14 protein-coding genes are annotated in these 24,699 nt (G+C 73.9%); 4 read left to right on the forward strand and 10 right to left on the reverse strand.

The window, feature by feature from the left end:
• From AC507J_RS23430 to AC507J_RS23455, 6 genes are all read right to left on the reverse strand, one after another.
• A complete protein-coding gene (locus AC507J_RS23430; protein ID WP_496291332.1) occupies window positions 1-759 on the reverse strand; it encodes a thioesterase II family protein in 759 nt (252 codons plus the stop codon).
• Window positions 759-2,009 (reverse strand): Gfo/Idh/MocA family oxidoreductase, encoded by a 1,251-nt coding sequence (locus tag AC507J_RS23435; protein ID WP_496291333.1) that lies wholly within the window; start codon window positions 2,007-2,009, stop codon window positions 759-761. The genes AC507J_RS23430 and AC507J_RS23435 overlap by 1 nt, the downstream gene beginning before the upstream one ends.
• A complete protein-coding gene (locus AC507J_RS23440) occupies window positions 2,006-3,082 on the reverse strand; it encodes a saccharopine dehydrogenase NADP-binding domain-containing protein (RefSeq protein ID WP_496291334.1) in 1,077 nt (358 codons plus the stop codon). Before AC507J_RS23440 ends, AC507J_RS23435 begins: the two co-directional genes overlap by 4 nt.
• Window positions 3,079-8,187, reverse strand: a complete 5,109-nt coding sequence (locus tag AC507J_RS23445) for a non-ribosomal peptide synthetase (protein ID WP_496291335.1) — start codon at window positions 8,185-8,187, stop codon at window positions 3,079-3,081. Before AC507J_RS23445 ends, AC507J_RS23440 begins: the two co-directional genes overlap by 4 nt.
• Window positions 8,188-8,221: 34 nt before the next feature.
• Window positions 8,222-14,944, reverse strand: a complete 6,723-nt coding sequence (locus AC507J_RS23450; protein ID WP_496291336.1) for an amino acid adenylation domain-containing protein — start codon at window positions 14,942-14,944, stop codon at window positions 8,222-8,224.
• A 100-nt stretch (window positions 14,945-15,044) separates the two neighbouring features.
• Window positions 15,045-16,016 (reverse strand): ferritin-like domain-containing protein, encoded by a 972-nt coding sequence (locus tag AC507J_RS23455; protein ID WP_496291337.1) that lies wholly within the window; start codon window positions 16,014-16,016, stop codon window positions 15,045-15,047.
• A gap of 120 nt (window positions 16,017-16,136) precedes the next feature.
• Between AC507J_RS23455 and AC507J_RS23460 the strand changes: the two genes are divergently transcribed.
• Window positions 16,137-17,285, forward strand: coding sequence for an acyl-CoA dehydrogenase family protein (locus tag AC507J_RS23460; RefSeq protein ID WP_496291338.1), 1,149 nt, complete (start codon window positions 16,137-16,139; stop codon window positions 17,283-17,285).
• A gap of 123 nt (window positions 17,286-17,408) precedes the next feature.
• Here the strand turns inward: AC507J_RS23460 and AC507J_RS23465 are convergent, their stop codons facing one another.
• Together AC507J_RS23465 and AC507J_RS23470 are read right to left on the reverse strand one after the other, a co-directional pair.
• A complete protein-coding gene (locus AC507J_RS23465) occupies window positions 17,409-18,644 on the reverse strand; it encodes a methyltransferase (RefSeq protein WP_496291339.1) in 1,236 nt (411 codons plus the stop codon).
• Window positions 18,637-19,734, reverse strand: a complete 1,098-nt coding sequence (locus AC507J_RS23470; protein ID WP_496291340.1) for an LLM class flavin-dependent oxidoreductase — start codon at window positions 19,732-19,734, stop codon at window positions 18,637-18,639. The genes AC507J_RS23465 and AC507J_RS23470 overlap by 8 nt, the downstream gene beginning before the upstream one ends.
• A 115-nt stretch (window positions 19,735-19,849) precedes the next feature.
• Here AC507J_RS23470 and AC507J_RS23475 point away from each other — a divergent pair, with 115 nt between their 5' ends.
• From AC507J_RS23475 to AC507J_RS23485, 3 genes are read left to right on the forward strand one after another with little or no spacing between them, the layout of a single operon-like run.
• Window positions 19,850-21,001, forward strand: coding sequence for an acyl-CoA dehydrogenase family protein (locus tag AC507J_RS23475; protein ID WP_496291341.1), 1,152 nt, complete (start codon window positions 19,850-19,852; stop codon window positions 20,999-21,001).
• Window positions 21,002-21,018: 17 nt separating this feature from the next.
• Window positions 21,019-21,960, forward strand: coding sequence for an acyl-CoA dehydrogenase family protein (locus AC507J_RS23480; protein ID WP_496291342.1), 942 nt, complete (start codon window positions 21,019-21,021; stop codon window positions 21,958-21,960).
• Window positions 21,961-21,963: 3 nt separating this feature from the next.
• The gene (locus tag AC507J_RS23485) at window positions 21,964-23,241 is read left to right on the forward strand and encodes a condensation domain-containing protein (RefSeq protein ID WP_496291343.1); all 1,278 of its coding nucleotides are present in this window, start codon (window positions 21,964-21,966) and stop codon (window positions 23,239-23,241) included.
• Here the strand turns inward: AC507J_RS23485 and AC507J_RS23490 are convergent, their stop codons facing one another.
• Entirely contained in the window at window positions 23,242-23,442 is a 201-nt protein-coding gene (locus AC507J_RS23490) for a hypothetical protein (protein WP_496291344.1), read from the reverse strand.
• Window positions 23,439-24,699: helix-turn-helix domain-containing protein (locus AC507J_RS23495; RefSeq protein WP_496291345.1), on the reverse strand; the 1,261-nt coding region annotated here is incomplete at its 5' end. The genes AC507J_RS23495 and AC507J_RS23490, both read right to left, overlap by 4 nt.

Consider the following 24,699-nt stretch of genomic DNA (forward strand, 5'->3'; position numbering starts at 1 on the left):
CTAGCCGATCCCGGCCGACCGGGCGCCGGCGTCGATCGCGGCGGTCACCGCGGCCAGCACCGCCGCGCGTTCCGGCACCAGGTAGAAGTGGTCGCCGGGAAACCGGTGCAGCCGGAACGGGCCGCTGGTCTCCTCGGCCCACCGGGCCATCTCCTCCGGCGTCACCTCCGGGTCCTCGGTGCCGGTGAAACCGGTGAGCGGGCAGGACAACGCCGGCCCCGGATGCCACGCGTACTCCTCCACCATCCGGTAGTCGGCGCGCAGGGTGGGCAGCACCAGTTCCCGCAGGTGCGGATGCTCCACCACCGCCGGATCGGTGCCGTTGAGGGAGGTCACGTGTTGCCAGAGCTGCGCCGCTGGAGCCTGGTGCAGCCGCTGCCGTGCCGCCCGGCGGGGGCCGCCGTGGCCGGAGACCATCAGGTGACGTACCGGGTTGCCGACGGCCGGCAGTCGACGGGCCAGTTCGTAGGCGAGCAGGGCACCCATGCTGTGCCCGAACAGGGCGACCGGCCCCGCACCGTCTGCCCGGATCGCGGTGCCGATCGCGTCGACGGCAGTCAGCAGGTCGGTTTCGGCCCGCTCGGCGACGCGGTCCAGCCGGCCGGGCAGCTGCACCGCCACCACGTCGACCGCGGGTGCCAGCGCGTGCGCCCACTGCCGGTAGAAGACCGCATTGCCGCCCGCGTGGGCCAGGCAGACCAGGCGCAGCGGGACGTCCGGGCGCGGCACGAACCGCATCAGCCACCGGTTCGCGCTCATCACACCGCCTCCGCCGCCCGGGCCAGCGCGGCCACCGCGTCCGGCCCGAGCGGCTGCGACGACGTGCCGTGCACCAGCTCCGGCGGCCCCAGCCTTGCGGTGATGTCCTGCCACATCTGGCAGAGCGTCAGGTGGTACTGGCCCCGGCTCAGCGGATTCTCCCCCGCGTCGATCGCCGCGCGCAGGTCGGCCAGCGCGTACCCGACCCCGTCCGGCCAGGTCTGCCGGAAGATCTGGTGGTAGCTGGGCGTGCCGGCCGGTCCGATCACCCCGGCGCTGGGCAGGTCCAGGTGGGTCTGGGCGGTCGCCGGGCCGGCGAAGTGCGGCGCGGCCTGCTCGGAGCGTACGTCGTGCGGGAAGTCGGGTCGCGGTGACCAGATCACCGGGCCGTGCGTACCGACCAGGGTGAGGTTGCCGCCCTCGGTGCCGAGGGTGACCCGGTGCAGCAGGTGCGCGTAGTTGTCGGGGTCGGCCGGGTCCATCTGGTTCTGCACGCGGATGGTGACCGGTGTGCCGCCGATGACACCGTCGAGCGTCCGGAACGGCGCGGTCGCCGTGGCGATCGCCCGGATCGGCTCCGGCACCGGTGGTGCCGCCGCGAACGCCCACGGGCTGACCCGACCGAGCGCGCTGCCGATGATGTCCAGCAGCGCGTACGCGACCTGGAAGCCGCAGGCCGCGTCCACGTACTGGGCGCTCTGGTGGCGCAGCAGTTCCCGGGCGGCGGCGAGGAACCGGCGCACCGGCTCGGTGTGCGTGTAGAAGGGGTTGAGCCGGTACACCACCCCGGCCCGGCGCGCCTGGCGCAGGCAGGCGGCCAACTCGTCGTGGTGCAGCGGATGCTCCTGGAGCACGTGCACGCCCCGGGCCATCAGCCGCTGGGCCAGCTGCACGCCGGGGCCGCCGAGCAACCCGCCCCGGACCACCACGCACGCCGCGTCCACCTCCGCCGGTATCTGGTCCACGTCGGTGAAGACCGGTACGCCGTACCGGTCGGCGCAGGCCCGGGTCCGCGCGCTGCCCCGGCCGAGCACGCCGGCCAGGGTGAGGTCGGAGCGGCCCCGGGCGAACGCCTCCAGGTAGACCTGCCCGAACTTCGACCCGCACACCACCACCCGCAGCGGCGGCCGACCGGTTGTCACCCCGGCGGCGCTGTCGCGCGGACCGGTGGCGCTGTCGGGGCGAGCGGTGGCGCTGTCGGGGCGAGCGGTGGCGCTGTCGGGGCGGGCGGTGGCGTCCGGAGTGGTCACAGGGCACCGTCCTCGGTGGCGTCGTCGGCACACGGGTCGCCGTCGATCGGCACGACCGAAACCAGCGCCCCCGCCGCGAGCAGCGCGTCGACGGTGCCGCCTGGGTCGAGCGCGAAGCCGGCGTGCTGGACGCCGGCCGGGACCTGCCCGCGCAGCACCACCTCGGCCGCGTACGCGGCGACCTCGCCGGTGATCCGGGAGGCGTCCCGGCCGTGCACGACCAGGCCCCGGACGCCGCCGGTGCGGTCCTCGGCCCGCAGCACCAGGATCTGGTACGCCTCGCCGCCGAAGAGGTCCAGCTCGGCGGCCCGGAGCAGCAGCTGCACCGCACCCTCCGGGTCGCCACCGGCCGCCAGCGCCCGCACCACGTGCTCCCCGGCGAAGCCGTTGAACCAGTCCAGCGCCGCCAGCTCCAGCTCGTGGGCGATCCGCACCGCCGCCGCCGGCAGGTACGCGAAGAGGGTCACCGGGTCGGGGACGAACGGGACCCGGGCGGTGGCGACCGGGGCGGCTTCGGTGGCGACCACCGCGCCGTCGCGCCACGCGCCACCGGCGACGCCGAAGTCTCCGGCGGTCGCGGCGAGATAGTCGGCCGCCGCAGCGGGGGCGAATCGGTCCCGGCTGGCGTGCCAGCCGGTCAGCCGGCGCGGCGGCACCGGCAGGCGGCCGGCGAAATACCGGGGCAGCAGCTCGGACAGGCCCGGGCTGAGCCCGGCCGAGAGCACCGCGCGCCGGTCGCCGCAGACCTCGCTGACCGCCGCCGCCAGCGTGGCGTCGCCCGCCGCGTCGACGTAGTCCGCGCCGGTCGCGGTCGCGGCGGCCGCCACCCGGGCCCCGATCCGCACCGCCGGGCCGGCGCAGTTCACCACCACCGCACAGCCTTCGCAGAACCGGCGCAGGGTCGCCGGATCGTCGATGTCGACCGGCACCCGGTCGACCGGCGATCCGCCCGGTGGGACCGCTGCCAGTTCGGCGGGTTTGCGGGCACCGGCCCGCACCTGATGCCCGGCCATGGCGAGTCGTGCGGTGACCACCCGGCCGACCGCGCCACCGGCGCCGACCACGCCGATCATCGTGCTGCCGGCGCGGGGTGGTCGAGGACGTCCACGTCGCCGAGGCAGACGCCCTCCCAGAAGGTACGCTGCCGCTGCGCCGCCGAGGCCGGGCAGAGGACCGTCAGGTCGCCGCTGTAGAGGTCGAGCGGGGTGCCTTCGGCCACCTCCGGCTCGACCAGGATCAGCCGGTCGAACCGCTCGGCGGTGACCGCGCTCTCCAGCACCAACCGCGCGGTTTGCACCGCGTCGACGGCTCCCGCGCCGACCCCGACCAGGTTCAGCCGCCCCGCGATGGCGGCGACCTGCTCCGCGTACCCGGGTGGGCCGGCCGCCGGGGCCAGCGCGTACACGGCACCGTCGCGGGCGAGCCGAGCGACGAGCGTCTCGTCCGGGTCGCCCTCCGTCGGCACCAGCGCGTACGCGGTCGCGGCGGCCTGGTCCCCGCCGATAGGCACCGGCCCGGCCGGTGTCGCCGGGGCGAGCGCCTCGGCTGGTGGCGGCTCGGCGGACCGGGTCCGGTCCAGGCCGGCCCGGAACGCGCGAATGGTGCGCGACTCCATCATCAGCTGCAACAGTTCGTCGAAGAAGGCCGAGCCCAGCTCGGGAACGGTCTCGATCATCCGGCCGACGAGTTGCGCCGCGCGCAGCGAGTCGCCGCCCAGGGTGAAGAAGTCGTCGTCCGGGCCGACGTGTTCGACCTCGAGCACCTCGGCCCAGAGGGCGGCGATCGGATCGGCCTCCCCGGCCGCCTCGCCCGAAGCGCGGGTGGGTTCCGGCGTGGCCGCCGGCTCTGCCCGGCCGAGCCGGGCGTGGCTACGGGCCAGCGCGGCCCGGTCGACCTTGCCGGTGGCGCCGAGCGGGATGCGGTCGGTGAGCACGATGTCGGCCGGCACCATGTAGCCGGGCAGCCGCGCCGCCAGGTGCGCGGTCAGCTCGGCCGGGTCGACCTGGGCGCGCCCGCCCGGGAAATCCGCGACGAAGAGGTGCATGCCCAGCTCGTGCAGGAGCGTGCCGGTCGCCGGCAGCACGGCCCGGATGGTGCCGCCGAGCCCGGTGACCACCTCGGACCACTGCCGCTGGGTGAGGAAGGTGGCGGTGCTGTCCCGGCGCACGTCGGTGAAGTCGCCCGCCGCCTCGTCCAGCCGGACCAGGAACTCCAGGGACGTCATGATCTGGTAGTGCTCCCGGGTCATCTCCAGGAAGACCAGCTGCCCGCCGGGGGCGAGCAGCTCCCGCAGCCGGGCGGTGGCCCGGGCGGCGTCGGTGCTGGCGTGCAGCACGTCACCGGCGAGCACCACGTCGTAGCGGCCCGACGGCCAGCTCGCCGGGTCGTCGGTGTCCAGGTCGAGCAGCGCGAACCGCAGGCCGGCGCGGTCGGCGAACCGCTGTCGGCCCAACCCGAGGAAGTACCCGGACAGGTCGGTGTAGAGGTAGTCCACCGGCCGGTCGCCGAGCGCGGCGAGCACGGCGGCGGTGGTGCCGCCGGCACCGGCACCGACCTCCAGGATCCGAAGTGGACGGCCGGGGTGCCGGTCGGCCAGCGCCGCCACGATCCGGCCGGCGGCGCGGTTGACCCAGCGGTTGAAGAGCGCCTCCTCGTACAGGTTCGCCGCCACGTCCGCGCGACCACCGGGGAAGAGCAGCGCCAGCGGATCGGCCTCGCCGCGCAGCAGCTGCGGCAGCAGGTCGTTGCTGGCCCGGAAGTACGCCGCCAGCCGCGCCTCGCCGGCCGGCACCAGGCGGTCGACCTCGGCCCAGCGGCTCGCGGTGAGCCCGTCGGGCTGTGGCGCGGCCAGTGCCCAGGCGCGGGGCGCGGTCGCCACCTCGCCGCCACCAGTCAGCGCGACCCCGGTGAAATCAGCGCCTAGGGTCGGCGCGGTCTCGGTCAGGATGCCGTTCTCGGTCAGGGCGGTCTCGGTCAGGATGCCGTTCTCGGTCAGGGCGGTCTCGGTCAGGATGCCGTTCTCGGTCAGGGCGGCCAGCCAGCGCCGGACCAGCCGCGCGTGGCGCGGCGCGGCGCGCAGCTCGGCGAGCACCTCGGCCAGCTCGTGCGGCTGCCCGACCACCCGGAACAGGCCGGCCGCGCGCAGGGTGTCCAGCATCGCGCCGAGCGCGGCGGCGTCCAGCGCCCGGGCGTAGCTCAGGTAGCCAGCCTGGTCCACGTCGGCCAGCACCGCGTCCGCCGCCTCGGTGGCCGGCGCGACGGCGTCCACCACGTCGACCACGGTGGACTGTGCCGACGTCGCCGGCTCGACCACGGCGACCAGGCGCCGGCCCAACGGCGGCTCACCGACCGGCACCACGACCGCGGCGCCCACAGCCGGATGGTCGGTCAGTACGCTCTCGATCTCGGCCAGCTCGATCCGGTGGCCACGGATCTTCACCTGCTGGTCCTCGCGGCCGAGGAACTCGATCAGCCCGCCCGGCCGGTACCGGCCGAGGTCGCCGGTGCGGTAGAGCCGATCGCCGGTGCCGGGCCGGTGGACGAAGCGGGCCGAGGTGCGCTCCGGGTCGCCCAGGTAGCCCTCGGCGAGCCCGGCCCCGCCGATGAACAGCTCACCGGTCACCCAGTCCGGCCGGTCCCGCAACCCCGCGTCGAGCACGTGGAAGGTCTGGTTACGCAGCGGAGTGCCGTACGGGATGCTCGGCCAGCCCTCCGGCGCGGCGGCGTCGGGGTGGGCGATCGACCAGATGGCGGCCTCGGTGGCGCCGCCCAGCCCGACCACCCGCAGGCCGGGGAGCCGGCCGCGCACCTCGTCCGGCAGGTTGACCGGGATCCAGTCGCCGGAGAGCAGGGCCAGGCGCAGCGTCGCCGGCAGCAGTGCGCCGGGCAACCGCAGGTACTGCGCGAGCATGTGCAGCTGGGCCGGGACCGAGTTCCAGACCGTGACCCGGTGCTCGACGCATAGCTGGGCCCAGTGGGACGGGTCGTTGTGCCGCTCCGGGTCGGGTACGACGAGCGCACCGCCCGCCGCGAGCAGCCCGAAGATGTCGTAGACGGAGAGGTCGAAACCGAGGCTGGCGAGGGCGAGCACCCGATCGTCGGCGGTGACGGCGTACCGCTCGTTTAGGTCGTCGATGGTGTTCCACGCGGCCCGGTGGCTGACCACCACGCCCTTCGGCGAGCCGGTGGAGCCGGAGGTGTAGATGACGTACGCGACGGAGTCCGGGGTGACCGGCGGCTCGACGGTGACCGGGCTGGCGGCCGGCAGCCCGTCGACGGACACGGCGCCTGGCACCGACCCGTCGGCCAGCACCCAGCGCGCGTCCGCGTCGGCGAGGATGGCGGCCCGGCGGGGCTGCGGCTGCCCGGTGTCGATCGGCAGGTAGGCGCCACCGGCGAGCAGCGTGCCGAGCACCCCGGCGAGCTGGTCGATGCCCCGGTCCAGGACGACCGCCACCAGGTCGCCGGTGGCCAGGCCACGGCGGCGCAGCTCGGCGGCGACCCGGTGGGCCCGGTCGAGCAGTTCGCCGTACGAGTACGACCGGCCACCGACGAGCACGGCGGTACGCTGCGGGTCGCGCTGCGCCCGCGCCACGAAACCGTCGGTGAGCCGGGCCTCGGGCAGCCGACCGGCGGTGTCGTTGACCCGGGCCCGGACCACCGCCTGGGTCGGTGGCAGTCCGACCGGGGAACGCGCGGACCACGCCGAGCCGGCCCCGGCACCACCGTTCGCCAGTGCCCGCAGCAACGCGACGTACGCGTCGAACATGTCGTCGACCAGGCCGTCCGGGAAGACCCCCTCCCGCACGTCCCAGTTGGTGGCCAGGCAGCCGTCGCGCTCGATGTTCTGGCAGTCGATCCAGACCTGCGGGGTCTGGCTCACCCCGGCCCGCAGCTCGCCGCCGAGCGCGTCGGCCTGGTCGCCGAGCCCGATCGCGCTGGTGAAGACGATCGGCATCAGCGCACCCGCCGCGCCGCGTCGCCGCCCGAGTTCGCGGACCACCTCGATGCCGCTGAACGTCCGGTGCGCCAGGTCCGCCCAGAGCGACGCCTGGAGGCGTACCGCCCGCTCGGCGAAGCTGGCCTCGGCGTCGCCGGTGTCCACCCCGAGCAGGGTGACCGAGGTGAAGTCGCCGACCAGCCGGGCGACCTGCGGGTCGTACGGTTTGCGGTCGAGCAGGGTGACCGTGACGCTGAACCGGGGATGCCGGCTCCACGCCCCGATGACCTCGGTGTACGCGGCCAGCACGGCAGTCGACACGCTGACTCCGGCAGCCCCGGCGGCGGCCCGCAACGCGGCCGTCTCGGCCCGGTCGAGCACCGTGTCCCAGCGGCGGAAACGCGGTACGCCGTCGCCGGTGGAGACGCGCGGCAGCTCCGGTGCCGGCGGCAGCTCGTCGATCCGGCCCAGCCAGTAGTCCCGGTCCCGGGTCCGGGTGGCCGGGTCGGTCTGCGCCCGGTCGTGCCGCAGGTAGTCGCGGAACGTGTACGGCAGTTCGGGCAGCCGCTTGCCGACGTAGAGCTGCCACAGGTCCGAGAGCAGCACCTGGATGCTGGCGAAGTCACAGATCAGGAAGTCGATCGAGAGGTGCAGCACGTCACCGCTTGGCGTACGGGTCAACGCCAGGCCGAACAGCGGCCACTGCCCGGGCCGGTACACCCGATGGTCGAGGGTGGCGCGGATACCGGCGACAGCGGCCTCGGCCTGCTCACCTGTCGCGTCCCGCAGATCGGTCACCGGGACCGGATAGTGCGGCACCGCCGCCTGCACCCGCTGCGTACCGTCGTCGGCGACGACCGCGCGCAGCATGTCGTGCCGGGCGATCAGCTCGTTCACCGCGGTCTCCAGCCGGCGCGGCTCCAGCTCGGCGAAGCAGATCTCGCCGTACCCGTGGCAGCCGACCCCGCCGAAGGCGAACGCCTCACCGCGTCCCAGCAGGTAGGCGCTCTGCACGTCGGTCAGCGGGAACGGATCGTGCCGGGTCTGCGGGTCCGCGGCGACGCCGCTCGGAGGGCCCGCGAGCAGTTCCAGGATGGCCGGCTTGTGGGCGGTGAGCAGGGCCTTGCGCTCGTCGGTCAACACCCCCCGGGGGCCACGGAAGCGCAGCTGGCCCTGCTCCTCCCAGAAGTGCATGCCGAGCGCCTCGAGATCGGCCAGCAGCGTCCGCGCGTCGCTCATCCGCATCCCTTCCGGCGCCGGGCGCCTGCCGTGGTCACAGCACGCCGTCCTCGATGTCGGCCTCGTCGTACCGCTGCGCGACGACGGCGGCGAGCCGCTCGACCGTGGCGGCGTCCATCAGGTGGCGCAGCGCGATCTCCACGCCGAAGCGGCGGTGCAGCTCGGCCACGAGACGGGTGGCGGTGATGCTGTCGCCACCGATGGCGAAGAAGTTCGTGTCCCGGCCGACGCCACGCACGTCGAGCAGCCGCTCCCAGAGCCCGGCCAACTCCTTCTCCAGCGCGGTCGCCGGTCCCTCGTCCGGTGCGGTACCGGGGGCCCGGACCAGCTCGCCGAGGCGTACCCGGTCCACCTTGCCGTTGCCGGTCAGCGGCAGCGCGTCGAGGAGCACGACCCGCGCCGGTACCGCGTACTCGGGCAGCCGGCGCGCCGCTGCCGCGACGACCGCGTCGACGTCGACCGGGCCGGCGGTGGGTTCCGCCACGATGCCGGCGACCAGTTGGCGGGCGACGCCCTGGCCGGTGACCGCGGCGAGCGCGGCGGCGACACCGGGATGTGTCCGCAGCGCCGCCTCGACCTCGCCCAGTTCGAGCCGGTGCCCGCCGAGTTTGACCTGGGAGTCCCGGCGGCCGAGGAACTCCAACGTGCCGTCGGGCCAGTAACGGCCCTGGTCGCCGGTGCGGTACCAGCGTTCACCGTCGACGCTGACGAACTGCCGGGCGGTCCGCTCCGCGTCGTTGCGGTAGCCACGGGCCACACCGGTCCCGCCGATCCACAACTCGCCGCCGACCCAGTCCGGGCAGTCCCGGCCGCGTTCGTCGACGACCCGGAACCGCTGGTTACGCAGCGGGAAGCCGTACGGGACGGAGCGCCAGTCGGCCGGTACGCCGGTCACCTCGTAGGCGTTTGACCAGATCGCCGCCTCGGTGGCCCCGCCGAGCGCGATCAGCCGACCGCCCCCGGCCGCGGTTAAGCGTTCGCGCAGGTCGAGCCCGACCCAGTCGCCGGAGACCAGCGCGACCCGCAGACCGGCCAGCCGCTCCCCGGTCGCCGCCGCGGTGACCAGCGCCATGTCCAGCAGCGCCGGCACGGAGTTCCAGATCGTGACGCCGTGCTCGGCGACCGCCCGCAGCCAGGCGGTGGGTTCGCTGCGGCGTGCCTCGTCCAGCAGCACCACCGCGCCGCCCACGCCGAGCAGCGCGAAGATGTCGAAGACGGAGAGGTCGAAGTCGAGCGCGGAGACCGCCAGCACCCGGTCGTCGGGGCCGAGGGCGACCCGGCTGACCAGGTCGTCGAGGGTGTTGACGGCGGCCCGATGCTCGATCTCGACACCCTTCGGGGCGCCGGTGGAGCCGGAGGTGTAGATGACGTAGGCCAGCCCGGCCGGATCGGCAGACACCGGCCCGCCGGCAAGCCGCCCGTCCGGCTCGGTGTCGTCGTCGCCGATCGCCAGGACGGACCAACCGCCCCCGGCCGCCTCGGAGCCGTCGCCAGTCTCGGGCAGCGCGCCATCCGCCTCGGGGGCGGGGCCGGCAGCCGCCTCGGGCGCGGTGAAGCCGGCCGCCTCGGGGGCGGGGTCGGCGTCGATGACGACCAGGCGCACGCCCGCGTCGCGGTAGATGTCGTGCCGGCGGGCCGGCGGCGCGGCGAGCCCGACCGGCACGTAGACACCGCCGGCCGCGAGGATGCCGAGCACGGCCACCACCTGGCGGACGCCCCGACGCAGGGTCACCGCGACCGGATCACCCGGGGCCAGGCCGGCGGCGGCGAGCCGGCCGGCGAAGCGCAGCGCCCGGGTGGCGAGGTCGCCGTACGTCACGCGCTCGGTCGGGCCGGGGCCGAGCAGCGCTACCCGCTCCGGGTGGGCCCCGGCGGTGGCGAAGAAGTCGGCGTGCAGCGGTCGGTCGGCGCGCTCGGCGGTTGTCGCGTTGACTCCGGTCCGTACCTGCCGCTGCGCCGCCGGCAGCAGCGCCGGCACCGGCATCGACCAGGCCGGCCCGGCGAGCCGGTGGATAAGTTCGACGTACGCGGCGAACATGGCGTCCAGCACTCCGGTGGGGAACAGATCCTCGACGGCGTCCCAGTTGACCGCCAACCCGCCGTCCTGCTCCATCACCTGGCAGTCCAGCCAGACCTGCGGCGTCTGGGAGATGCCCCAGACCAGTTCCCCGAAGGGGAACGTCATGCCGGTCAACTCGCCGGAGAGCCCGAGGGCGCTGGTGAACACCACAGGCATGCCGGCCATGGCCCGGCCGGCCCGGCGGCCGAGTTCACGCATCACCCAGATCCCGGAGGCGGCCCGGTGTTCCATGTCCGCCCACATCTGCCGCTGCACCCGCCGTACGCTGTCCAGCAGGGCCTCACCTGGTGCCGGTTGGTGGGCGACGAGCAGCAGCGAGGTGAAGTCGCCGAACACCCGGTCGATGTCGGGATGCACGTCGCGCCGGTCGAACAGGGTCAGGTTGACGGTCAACGCCCCGCCGCCGCTCCACGCGGAGAGCGTCTCGGCGTACGCGGTGAGCAGCACCGCGGCCGGAGTCACGCCGGACGCCCGGCACTGGGCGGTGATCGACCGCCACTGCTCCGGTCCGATCCGCGCCGAGCGGCGGCGGAACACCGGCGCCGGCAACTGAGCCGGGTCGACCCGCAACGGCAGCTCCGGTGGTCCGGGGATCTCGTCCAACCGCTGCGACCAGTACGCCTCGGCGGCCTGCCGCTCGTCGGCGGGGATCATCACGCCGGTCACGTAGTCGCGGAAGGTGATGCCGACCGGCGGCAGCGCGGCCTGCGGATCGCGGTAGAGCGTGGCGAGTTCGCCGAAGAAGGACACGATGCTGAACGCGTCGAGCGCGATGTAGTCGAAGCTGAAGCCGATCCGGGTCTGCCCGTCGGCGCTGCGGGCCCAGATGTGCACCGGTGGTGCGCTGGCCGGGTCGGGGATGCGGGTGGAGGCCGCCGCGCGCAGCGCCGCCAGCGGGGTGTCCGCCGGATGTACGGTGACCGGCTGCCACGGCAGGCTGGGCAGCACCCGCTGCCGGCCGTCGGGCTCGAACACCACCCGCAGCATGTCGTGGCGGTCGATGAGCGTGTTGAACGCCCGCTCCAGCCGCGCGATGTCGACGTCGGTGCCGTCGAACTCCCAGTACCAGTGCGAGCCGACGCCGCCGAGGGCGAACTCGTCGCCGCGCCCCAGCCAGTAGGCCCGCTGCACGTCGGTCGCCGGAAAGGGGTCGAAGCGGTGTTCCGGGTCGGCGGGAAGCGCGGCCGGTGCGGCGACGGCGGTGGCCAGGCGCAGCCGCGCGGCGAACCCGGCAAGCGTCGGCCGGGTCAGCAGGTCGCTCAGGCCGGCACCGACGACACCGGCGGCCGGCAGCCGCGCGATGATCCGGGTGGCCAGCAGCGAGTCGCCGCCGAGCAGGAAGAAGTTGTCGTCGCGACCGATCTCCGGTACACCGAGGATCGCCGACCAGACCGTGGCGACCGCCGTTTCGACGGGGCCGCGCGGTGCGGCCACACCGGACGCCCGACCCTGTTCGCCGGTCGGTTCGGCGAGGATCCGGTCCCGGACCGCAGCCCGGTCGAGCTTGCCGTTCGGCGACAGCGGCAACTCCGGCCGGACCTCGATCCGGACCGGCACCATCGCCGCCGGCAGCCGGTCGGCGACGAAGTCCCGCAGCTCGCCGGGGTGCACGTCGGCGGTGGCCACGGCTGCGGCCAGCCGGGCGCTGGCACCGGTGAGTACGGTCGCGACCGCCAGCCGCACCCCCGGGTGTGCCAGCAGCGCCGCCTCCACCTCGCCGAGGTCGATCCGGTGCCCGAGGATCTTCACCTGCTGGTCGGTGCGGCCGAGCACCTCGATGGTGCCGTCCGGCCAGTAGCGGGCCAGGTCGCCGGTGCGGTACCAGCGCTGGCCGGCCCGGGTGACGAACCGGCTCGCCGTACGGGCCGGGTCACCGAGGTAGCCGTCGGCCAACGAGACCCCGCCGATCCACAGCTCACCGGTGACCAGGTCGGGCCGGTCGTAGCCGCGCGCGTCGGTCACCGTGCAGCGCACGTTCGGCAGGGGCCTCCCGTACGGCACCGAGCGCCAGTGGCCGGGCGAGGCGTCGACCTCGCAGACGGTCGAGTGGATCGCCGCCTCGGTGGTGCCGCCGAGGCCGGCGAACCGGGCGCCCGGGAAGCGGCCGGTGAACCGCTCGGGCAGGCGCGGGTCCACCCAGTCGCCGCCGACGATCGCCAGGCGCGGGGTGTCGCCGAGATCGGCCGGCACGGTCAGCAGCATGTCCAGCAGGGCGGGCACGGACTGCCAGACCGTGACGCCGCGCCGCCGGACCAGCGTCGCCCACGCCTCAGGTGCCCGCCGCTCGGCCTCGCCGACAAGCACCACCGCGCCGCCCGCGCCGAGCAGCCCGAAGATGTCGTACACGGAGAGGTCGAAGTCGAGCGCCGACACCGCGAGCACCCGGTCGGCGGGGCCAATGTCGAACCGCCGGTTGAGCGCCTCGATGGTGTTGGCGGCGGCCCGGTGGCTGACCACCACGCCCTTCGGGGTGCCCGTCGAGCCGGAGGTGAAGATGACGTACGCGGGCTGTCCCGGATCCGGTTCGGCCGGCCGCTCGACGGGCCGGCCGACGGTCACCGCGGCGGCCGGGTCGACCACGGGCACCGGGAGCGTGCTGCCGGCCGCTGCGACGGCGACGCGTACCCCGGCGTCGTCGAGGATGCGGTCCCGACGCCGGGCCGGCTGGTCCGGACCGACCGGCACGTAGGTGGCTCCGGCGGCCAGCACGCCGAGCACCGCGACCACCTGGTCCGGTCCCTTCGGCAGGCAGACCGCGACCAGGTCACCGGCGGCGACGCCGTGCTCCACAAGCCGGGCCGCGACGCAGCGGGCCCGGTGCGCCAACTCGCCCCGGCTCATCCGGCCGTCGTCGCCCCAGAGCAGCGCGAGGCCGTCCGGTTCGCTGGCGGCCCACGCGAAGACCGGCACGTGGATCGGGTCCGCCGGCACCGGGCCTGCGGTGTCGTTGACGCGTCGGCGTACCTCCCGTTGGGCCGCCGGAAGCAGCCCGTCGACGGGTACGGTCCAGCTCTCCGGTCGGTCGGTGAGCCGCTCCAGCAGGGCGGTGTAGGCCGCGAACATGGCGGTCAGCACCCCGTCGGCGAACTGCCGTTCGGCCGAGTCCCAGTTGACGAAGAGGCCGCCCTCGCGCTCGGTGACCTGCACGTCAAGCCAGACCTGCGGGGTCTGCGACATGGTGTACCCGGGACGCCCGAAGCACTGCCGTACGTCGTCGGCGAAGAGTTCGCCGAGGCTGAGCGCGCTGGTGAAGACGACCGGGGCGAGCACCGGGGTGCCGGCCCGCCGGGACAGTTCGCGCAGCACGTCGACGCCGGTGAAGGCGGCATGCTGGATGTCGGTGCGCAGCCGCTCCTGCAGCGCCCGGGCCCGCTGCACGAAGGTGGCCGGCGCGCTGGCGTCCGCTTCCAGCAGCACCAGGTTGGTGAAGTCGCCGACCAGGTCACCGACCTCGGGGTGCACCTCCTCGCGGTTGTAGAGCGGGATGTTCACCAGGAAGTTCGGCTGCTCGCTCCAGGCGGCGAGGACCTCCACGAACGCGGTCAGGAACACGATGGAGAGGGTGAGGCCGTGCCCCCGGGCGTGCCCACCGAGCGCCTGCCAACCGTCGGCGTCGATCCAGTGCCCGCGCCGCATGGAGGCGGGCGCGTCCGTGCCGTGTTCCGCCAGCGGCAGTTGCGGCCCGGCCGGCATCGTGTCGAGCCGGGCCAGCCAGTAGTCCCGGACCCGGTCCCGCTCGGCGTCCCGGTGCGCCGCGACGTCGGTCAGGTAGCGCTGGTAGTCGTAGCTCAGCGCCAGCAGGGGCCGGTCCTGCCGGTAGAGCTGGGCGAGGTCGCGCAGCAGGATCCGGAAGCTCTCCGCGTCCGCGACCAGCATCTCGATGTGCAGGTGGATGCGGCAGGCCCCGTCCGGCAGCAGCGACAGGGCGAGGGTCAGCACCTCACCGCGCTCGACCGCGAGCCGCGCATGCGACATGCGGTCGCGGATCTCCGCCAGCCGCTGATCCAGTTCCGGGCCGGCGAGGGTACGCAGGTCGTGCACGGTGAGCCCGGGCCAGCTGCCGTCCGGGTGGATCTGCTGCCGGCCGTCGTCGAGGAACCGGGCGCGCAGCATGGCGTGCCGTACGGTAAGCGCCAGGCAGGCCCGGTCGAGGCGCTCCGGGTCCACCCCGGCGCCGTCAAACTCGTTGTAGAAGTGCGCACCGACCCCACCGAGCACCTGCCCGTCGCCCCGACCGACCCAGTACGCGTGCTGCATCGTGGAGAGCGCGAAGGGCTCACCACTCGACGCGATCGCGCCCGGGGCGGTCGCGGCCGGCGCGGCCGCACCCGGTGCAGTCGTGCCCGACGCAGTGGTGCCCGACGCAGTGGTGCCCGACGCAGTGGTGCCCGACGCAGTGGTGCCCGACGCGGGCGGCTGGTCGAAGACGAGAGCCGCCCACTCGGCGAGGGTGCGCCGCTCGATCAGCTCGGCGAAGGTCGCCCCCGGGCCGTAGCGGCGCCAGCGGTTCGCCAGGCGCATCACGCCGATCGAGTCGAGGCCCAGGTAGAGCAGGTCGTCGTGATCGCCCACCTGCTCCGGCGGGATCGCCAGGTGGGTGGCGATGTCGGCGCGAAGTGTGTCGATGTCGGCGGTGCCTGCCGTTTCGGCGGCCGGATTCGCGCTGCTCGCGGTCATCCAGCGCACTCCACGATTCGACGCCCCGCAGTCATCAGATCCTCCCGCTGAATGCGCCGCAGCCATGCATAGACGGCTTTCGACACCCTAACAGTGGATCTCATCGATGGCCAGAACCGTTGATCCGATGTGGACCAAAGGCCAGCAGTCCCAGTCCGTCCAGCCCGGCGCGTACCCGTGGGGTGAAGAGGCCGACCTGCCGCAGCGCCGAGATGACCTTGGCGAACAGCGCCTGCCGGTACTTGATCATCAGCGGATCCGCGATCGCGTACCGCACGCCCTCGTCCCTGGGCACCTCCAGGCGCTCCCAGACGTCCTCGATGAGAAATCGGCGACGCATCAACGTCGCCGCCTCCAGCACCATGTCCTCCCGGTCGGCGCGCTCCGCCGCCGTCATGTCGGCGTAGATGCCGTCGAGGGTGAGCACGCCGAAGGTCACGTGCCGTGCCTCGTCCCGGGCGACCAGCCGGGTGATCTGCTTGATCAGGTCGTCGTGGAACGTGCCGTCGGCCAGCCGGAACGCCGCCATCGCCAACGCCTCCACGATCAGCTGCATGCCGAGCGCGGTGACGTCCCACCGGGCATCGGTCAGGATGTCGTCGAGCAGTTCCCGCAGCGACGCGGTGATCGGGTAGATCTCCGGCGCGTACTCCCGCAGGTAGCGCGAGAAGACCTCGACGTGCCGCGCCTCATCGGCGGCCTGGCTCGCCGCGTAGGTCTTCGACTCGATGTCCGGCACGGTCTCGATCAGCCGCGCCGCCACCACCAGCGCCGCCTGCTCACCGTGCAGGAACTGGCTGATCAGCCAGGTCTGCAACTCCCACCGAAAGGTGTCCCACATCCCGCGTCCGCGCCGCGCCAACGGCGAGGCGCCGAAGGAGGCCATGGCGAAGCGCGAGTCGTCCGGCAGCGCGCTGCCGTAGGGCACCGGCACGGTCCAGTCGACGTCGGTCGAGGCGTTCCACTGCCGCAGCTTGGCGTTCTCGTACAGGGCCGCGACCCGCCCGTCCCGGACGTCGTAGGTCGGGCTGATGTGCACCTCGACCGGCGCGCCTGACCACAGCGTGGGCATGGCCGGAGGCTACCGGCGCCATCCCGCGCGAGGATAGCCCCGTATCAATGGATGGTCATCCGAGCCGGCGCGGTCTAGAGTCCGGAAACAATTGCCGCCACCGCCCGCCGGAGGTGCCCGTTGACTTCCGTCCTCGACCAGGTACGGCTGCTGGCACCGCGGATCGCCGCGGCGGCCGGGACCGTGGACGCCGAACGGAGCGTGCCCGCGCCGCTCGTCACGGCGCTGCGTGGGGCCGGCTGCCTGCGCATGCTCACCCCGAAGCGGTACGGCGGCGCGGAGCTGACGGTGCCCGAGGCGCTGGACGTGATCGAGGAGGTGTCCGCCGCCAACGGCTCGGTCGGCTGGTTCGTGGCCCAGGCCACCCTGGCCCACCTGGTGCTGCGCTACTTCCCCGAGCAGGCGTGCGCCGAGGTCTACCAGGCCGGCCCGGACGTGGTGGTGGCCGGTGCGGTCGCTCCGAAGGGCCGCGCCGAGGCGTACGACGAGCACTGGCGGGTGACCGGCGACTGGCCGTTCCTCAGCGGCGTCAGCACCGCCGACTGGGTCTACCTCCAGTGCATCGTGGTGCACCGGGGCCGCCCGGTCGTCGACGACGACGGCGTACCACGGCTGCGCCTGGTCCTGCTCCCCATCGGCGACGTGCAGGTACGCGACACCTGGCACACGGTCGGTCTGCGCGGCACCGCCAGCCACGACGTACGGGTGGTCCGGACCGACTGCCCGACCACCCGGACCACCTCCTTCGACGCGCTGCCGTCCACGCCGGACCCGGTGGTGGACCGGGTACCCGCCCGCGACCAGGGTGGACTCTTCGTGGCAGCCGTTGCGCTCGGCATCGCCCGCGCCGCGCTGGCCGACGTCGCCGAGCTCGCCCGAGACGGCAAGCGACCGGCGTTCGGGCGGGTACGCCTGGCCGACGATCCGGTCTTCCAGGACCGGCTCGGTGAGGCGTACCTGTGGCGCGAGGCGGCCGGTGCGCTGCTCGCCCGCCAGGTCGCCACCGCCTGGCACCCGGACCGGGCACCGGACCCGCTGGCCCAGGCGGCGCTGCGGGCCGGCGCGCACACCGTGGTCACGCTTGCCGCCCAGGCGACCGGCCGGGCGTACGAACTGGCCGGCGGCTCGTCGGTGCAGACCAGCCACCCGCTCTCCGCCCGGCTGCGGGACATCCAGGCCGCCACCCAGCACGTGATGGCCGGCCGCTCCTTCCTGCGCGCCGTCGGCGCCACCCTCGCCGGCGGCGACCCCGGCATCCTCCTCCGCTAACACCCCACCCCACCCCACCCCCGGCCCGGCCGGGCCGGACCCCCGGCCGGGCCGGGCCGGACCCCCGTTGATCATGAAGTTATTGCCTCGCCACGCCGGGCAGGCATGGCAATAACTTCATGATCAAGCCCGTTGGTGGGGGGCGGGGGCGGGGCGGGCGGCGATGACGGCGAGGGTGGGGGTCTGGGTGACCGAGACGGTCTCCAGGCCGGCCTGGTGGAGCAGGGTGACCAGTTGGTCGCGGGAGCGGTCGGGTGCGCCGGTCAGCACCAGCGAGTGCAGGTCCAGCAGCTTGCCGACGTGGTAGGCGTCCCCGTCGGGAAGGATCGCCTCCAGCACCAGCAGACGGCTGTCCGGCCGCATCGCCGTGGCGACGGCACGCAGCAGCCGCCCTGCGTGCTCGTCGGTCCAGTCGTGCAGCACGGTCTTGAGCAGGTAGGTGTCCTCGCCGGGCGGGATGGTGGCGAAGTAGTCGCCGGCCACCACCACGACCCGTCCGGACACCCCGCGCGCGGCCAGCACCCGGGGCGCGGCGGCGGCCACGTGCGGCAGGTCGACCAGGATGCCGCGCAGCCGCGAGAAGCGGGCGAGCAGCGCGGCCAGGAACACGCCGGTGCCGCCGCCGAGGTCCACGATGGTGCCGCAGCTCGCCCAGTCGTACGCCCGGATCAGCGTACGGATCACGAGGCGGTTCTGCGCCTCGACGGAGGCGTCCACCCGCCGGCTCACCTCCGGCTGCCCGGCCAGGTAGGCGTAGTAGCCCGCGCCGTGCTCGCGCGGGAAGGCCGCCGTGCCGGTGCGGGCGGTCTCCTCCAACCCGGCCCACGCGCGCAGGTCGGCCGCGACCATCGGGTACGCGTCGCGCAGCGACAGCGGATGGTCGCCGCGCAGCAGTTGGGCCAGCGGGGTCAGCGCGAAGACCCCGGGCTCCGGCTCGGTGAACACGCCCCGCATCGCCAGCACCCGCAACAGTCGACGCAGCGTCTCGGCGTGCAACCCGACCTCGGCGGCGATCCCGGCCACCGGACGCGGCCCGCCGACGAGGCAGTCGGCCACCCCGTAGGTGCAGGCGATCCGCAGCGCCAGCGGCGCGATGTAGTCGGCGATCTCCTGTACCCGCTCGATGTCGGCGACCACCCCGGACCGCCCGCCACCCGCCGAGACAGCCCGCTCGCCGCCGAGCGCCGCAGGCCGCTCGCCGCCGGGTGCCGCAGCCCGCTCGCCACCGGCCGGCACAGCCCGCTCGCCACCGGCCGGCACAGCCCGCTCGCCACCGGCCGGCACAGCCCGCTCGCCACCGGCCGGCACAGCCCGCTCGCCACCGGCCGGCACAGCCTGCTCGCCGCTCGGCTCAGTCATCCGGCAGCAGGCCCCGGGCGGCGAGGATCGGCAACACGCCCTCACCGAACCAGTACGCCTCCTCCAGGTGCGGCTGGCCGGAGAGGATGAGGTGGTCCATGCCGAGGCCGTGCAGTTCCTCGATCCGGTCGGCAACCTCGGTGTGGCTGCCGACAAGTGCCGCCCCGGCGCCGGGGCGCAGCAGGCTGTAGCCGACCCAGATGTTGGGTGCCACCTCCAGCCGGCCCGGGTTGGCCGCGTGCAACGCCGCCATCCGGCGCTGCCCCTCGGACTCGCTGAGCGCGAAGCGGGACTGGGCGGCCGCGACCATCGCCGGGTCCATCCCGGCGAGCATCCGCTCGGCCACCGCCCACGCCTCCGCTGCGGTGTCCCGGCTGATCACGTGGAACCGCGTACCGACCGGCACTGTCCGGCCGTACGCCGTCGTGCGGGCCCGGAAGTCCGTCACCAACGCGCGGAGCTGCTCGGGCGTCTCGCCCCAGGCCAGGTAGGTGTCGGCATGTCGGGCCGCCACCTGTTGGGCGGCCGGTGAGGAGCCGCCGACGAAGACCGCCGGGCGGGGACTGGGCCGCATCACCCGCGCCGCCTTCACCCGGTAGTGCTCCCCCTCGAAGTCGAAGGCGGCCCCGTCCCAGGTACCGTCCAGGATGGTCAGCAGCTCGCCCGTCCGCTCGTAGCGGCTGTCGTGGTCGGCCCAGTCGCCGTAGCGTCGCTGCTCGTCGCTGTCGCCGCCGGTGACGACGTTGAGCAGGAGCCGGTTGCCGGTCAGGCGTTGGGTGCTGGCGCAGAGCTGCGCGACCAGGGTCGGGGAGATCAGCCCCGGCCGTAGCGCGATCATGAACTTGAGCCGCCGGGTCTGCTGGGCCAGTGCGGCGGTCACCAGCCACGGGTCCTCGCAGAAGAGGCCGAAGGGCACCAGCACGCTGTCGAAGCCGAGCCGGTCGGCGGCCTGGGCCACCTGCGTGAGATAGCCGAGGTCGGGATCCCGGCGGGCGCCCAGCGCGCTGCCCTCGGCGATCTCCCCGTCGACCCGGGCGATGGCCCGGCCGTCGCTGTGGGACGGCAGAAACCAATGCAGGTGCACGGCCACGCCTTATCTCATCGACGTAAAACGATGTTGTCAAGTCGGCGCCCTCCGTCGGCATTGACTGCCATGGTTCTCTTGGCGAGACTGGATCGCGCCTGACGCCGACCGTGGAGACTCCATGCAGCTACGGGACACGCCGGAGGAAGCCCGGTTCCGGCACCGGTTGCGCGACTGGCTGACCTCGACCGTGCCGGCCCGGTACGACGAACCGGTCGGCCCACAGGCCACCGACATCGACACCGCGCGGCGGTGGGCGCGCGCCCTGTACGACGCCGGCTACGCCGGGTTGACCTGGCCGCGCGAACACGGCGGGCAGGGGCTCCCCCTCGGTTACCAGGCCATCTACCTGGAGGAGACGGCCCGGGCCGGTGCCGGCGAGCACGTCAACGTGATCGGTCTCGGCATGGTCGGGCCGACCCTCATCGCGGTCGGCACCCCGGATCAGCAGCACGCGTACCTGCCCCGGATCCTGACCGGTGAGACGCTTATGTGCCAGGGCTTCTCCGAGCCGGGCGCGGGTTCCGACCTCGCCGCGGTGGCGACCCGGGCCACGCCCGACGGCGACGAGTTCGTCCTCGACGGGCAGAAGGTCTGGTCGTCGTACGCCACCGTGGCCGACGAGTGCCTGCTGCTCGCGCGCAGCGAGCCGGGCAGCAGCCGGCACCGGGGACTCACCTGCTTCCTGCTCGACCTGCGAACCCCGGGCGTGACGGTCCGTCCACAACGCCAACTCACCGGCGAGCCCGGGTTCGGCGAGATCATCCTCGACCGGGTCCGGGTGCCGGCCAGTCAGGTGCTCGGCGGAGTCGGCAACGGCTGGTCGGTGGCGATGACCACCCTCGCCCACGAGCGGGGCACCTTCGGCTTCACCCTGACCGCCCGGCTGGAACGACAACTGCGCCTGCTCGCCACGACGATCCGCGCCGCCGGGCTCAGCGACGATCCGGTGGTCCGGGACCGGCTCGCCACGCTGCACGTCGAGGCGCAGGGCCTACGCTGGACAAGCATCCGGGCGCTCGGCGACGGCCACTCTCCCGGGCCCGAATCCACCGTCCTCAAGCTCCGCTGGTCGGAGGCGAACCAGCAACTCACCGAGCTGGCCCTGGCGGTGCTCCGGGACGCCGTCGACCGTCCGGCAGCCGAGCGCTGGCGGCCGCACTGGGAACGCGAACAGCTGCGCAGCCGCGCGAACAGCATCGAGGGCGGCAGCTCGGAGATCCTGCGCGACATCGTCGCCGAACGGATCCTCGCCCTGCCCCGCAGCCGGTGACGAGGATCGGGGCCAGCATGGATTTCACGCTCACCACCGAGCAGCAGGCGCTGCGCGACGTCGCGGTGAAGGTGGCCGCAGGTGCCCCGCCGGGCTGGTCCGGGCTGGCCGAACTCGGCTGGCTCGATCCGGAGCTGCCGGCCCTGGAGACCGCCCTGATCGGCGAGAGCTGCGCCGCCGCCACCGGGTTCGCGGCGCTGCTGCTCACCCAGGCGTACGCGCTGCCGGCGTACCGGTGGGCCGGGCGGTCGCCCACCGCGCCGACGGCCCACGCACGGCCGGACCGGTGCCGGCTGACCGTGACCGACGGCCTGGTCAGCGGCACCGCGCACCGGGTCCCCTACGTCGAGGGCATGACGTCGCTGCTGGTGAGCATCGACGACGGACCGGCCGCCGGGGTCTACGAACTTCTCGAGGTGACCCCGGCCGAGGTCACCACAAGCATCGACACCGAGTTCGGGTACGCCCGCTACACGCTTGCCGACGCGCCCGCCGAGCGGATCCTCGACCACCCGGACGCGGCCCGGTCGCCGGAAAACTCCTGGGTGCAGCTGGCGGCTCAGGCGGTCGGGCTCGCCCAGACGATGGTGACCGACGCCGCAGGGTACGCCCGCGAGCGGGTCCAGTTCGGTCGCCCGATCGGCAGCTTCCAGGCGGTGTCGCACCGACTGGTCGACGCGTACGCCTCGATCGAGCTGGCCCGCTCGCTTGTCTACCGGGCCGCGTGGGCCCTGGACGCGGACGATGCCGGGCCGGCGTCCGCGGCGGCGGCGGTGGTCGCCGCCGAGCGGGCCGCGATCCGGGCCGGCGAGGCTGCGATCCAGACACACGGGGCGTACGGCTTCACCTGGGACGGCCCAGTCAACCGGCACTACCGGCGGGCCCGCTGGATCGCCGACGCCCACGAGCCGGCCGCCCACCATCGGGACACCCTCGTCGCCGAGTTGCTGGCCGGCTGAGCCATGGACACCCTCGACGCGCGGCAGCGACCCGCCTCGATCGGGCAACGACTGCTCTGGATGATCGGGCACCACCGTGGCGCCACGCTGAGCTGCCCGTTGATCTGCCGCCTGACCGGCCCGCTCGACCACGACCGGCTCCGGGCCGCACTCGCGGCGCTGGTCGCCCGGCACGACTCACTGCGTACCACCTTCACCGGGCGCGGCCACCGACTGGCGCAGGTAATCCACGAACCCTCCGAAGTGGAGTTGCCGGAGGTGGCGCTGGCCAGCCCGGAGGCGCTGCCCGCCGCCCTCGCCGCCGAGCTGGCCCGGCCGCTCGACCCGGCGGTGCAGACCCGGCGTGCCGTGCTGTGGCGCGTCTCGGCCACCGAGCACGTGCTCTGCCTCAACCTGCACCACCTGGTCACCGACGCCTGGTCCTGCGGGGTGCTCTACGCCGAGCTGCGCGAGCTGTACGCGGGCCGCCCGCTGCCCGAGGTGGACCTCACCTTCCAGGACATCGTGGCCCGACAGACCGCCGGGACCAGTGGCAGCGGGCCGGAGCGGCAACGGTTCGACAGGCAACGCGACTACTGGCGGCGCCGCCTCGACGGGGCACGGATCCTCACCCTGCCGGCCGCACGCGACGCCGACCCGCCCGAGGCCGCCCGGCCGGGACTGGCCAGCGCCGACCTCTCCCCCGAGATCACCGCCCGGGTCACCGCCCTCGCGCAGCGGCTGCGTACCACCCCGTTCGTGGTCTTCCTGGCGGTCTACTACGCGCAGCTCGCGGCGTACACAGGCAACCATGATGTGGTGGTCGCGACGCTGTTCGCGAACCGGCTGGACCGGCGGACGCAGGGCGTGGTCGGCTTCCTCGCCACCATGGCGCTGCTGCGCACCGAGGTACGCGGCACCTTCGCCGAGCTGGTGGCCCGCACCCACACCACCGTGTCGGGTGCCTTCGCCCACCAGGAGCTACCGCTGCAACTGCTCCCGACCGCGGCGCTCACTCCGACCGGCGGACGCGTCGACGACCTGGTGTTCCAGATGATGCCCGACCCCCACCAGCGGGCCCACGCGGGCGGCGTCGACTTCGAGCTGGTCCTGCCCGAGGAGATCGGCAGCCGGTTCCGGTTGGAACTCGTCCTCGCCCCGGTCGACGGCGGCACCCGGATCCTCCTCTACCACCACACCGACCAGTTCGGCCCCGCCTCCGCCCAGGCGTTCACCACCCGCTACGCCACCCTGGTCGACCTCCTCACCACCACCCCCGACACTCCACTGCCCACGTCATAGTCAGTGATGACCCGGATCGCGCCAGCGCATTCGTTTGATGGCGTCGAGCACGTTGCGGGCGGCAGCGCTCACCGCGCATGCCGCCACTCGGCAGGTCGGGCAGGTGCCGTCGAGGTCGGGTTGGTGCTCGCGTAGGGTCCGGCGGGCGGTCAGGGCGAGCCGATTGAGGATCTGGGCCAGAGACAGCCGTGGCGCGGTCATGCCCCCGATACCCCGCAGGCGGCGGCGAGTTGGATGATCGTGGCCGGGGCGTCCGGGCTGCGCGTGACCTGGGCGAGCAGGTCGTGGGCCGCCGGCCGGTGCCGCACTTCAGCAGGCGCGATACGTTCGGCTTCCAGCAGCCTCCAGGCGGCGTTGACGGTGTCGTCGGCCTGAAGATGAGCGCGGGCGGTGTCGATCAGATGCGCGGCGCGATGCTCGGCGGGCAACCATCCCCAGCCGGGTCGTCGAACGGTCCGCTGATGCCAGACCATCGCTGCGGCCGCGTCGCCCACCTCCACCGCCGCCAGAGTGCGCGCCGCCGCCACAGCGGCAGGCCCGAACCCGGTCCGGTAGTGGTCGTGCCCGTCGCCCACCCGGCCCGCCAACTCGCCGGCCTCATCAAGTAGATCAGCTGCGGCGCGCGCATCACCGCGCCCGGCCGCCGCGAGCGCGGCCTGCACCAGCAACGCCCCGCACAGCGACAGACGCTCCGCCGCAGCGCCGTCGAGGGCCAGATAGGCAATCCGGTACGCCGCCGCCCGCAACATCGTCACCGCGCAGCCGTTGCGGCCGGTGGCCAGCAGCACCTGACCCAACTGCACCGCCGCCGCAGCCACCAACACCGCATCACCGGTCGCCACACTCATCGCCCGATCAGCGGCCAGCCACGCCAACTCACCCGCACCGAGTTTCACCAACAGTGAAGCGGTCACCCGGTACGCCTCCACCAGCGGCACGCGCCCTGCCCCCGACTCGCGGGCGAAACCGTGCTGCGCGCCGAGCAGCACCTCCGGCAACCCGCCGATTACCTGCGGATACCGCGCATGCTGAAACGTGCTCCATGCATGCCGCACACCAGCCGCTACCTCAGCCGCCGCCGGCACATCCCGGCCCCGCCGCCCCACCGCGACGTCGTAGGTCGACAACGCCGCCCGTATCCGCTCCACGCCGGCGATCCGCGCGCACACTTGAACCGGCTGCACGTCACGGCCGAGCAGTACCGTCCGATCGATGCGCAACACCGCAGCGATGTCCGCGAGGGTGGACACCTTGTCCAACGCCCGCACACCCCGCTCCACCTTGTCCACCCAACTCTTCGACTTGCCCAACCGGTCGGCGAACACCTGCTGCGACATCCGCCGCCGCACCCGCCAGTACGCCACCCGCCGCCCCACCGGCAACTCACCACCAGGGCTACGCGACGCCGACCGCCCGCCGCTCACCGGTCGACTCACCGCAGACTCCCCGGTCCACACC

Source organism: Micromonospora sp. PRAS1 (genome assembly GCF_059553435.1).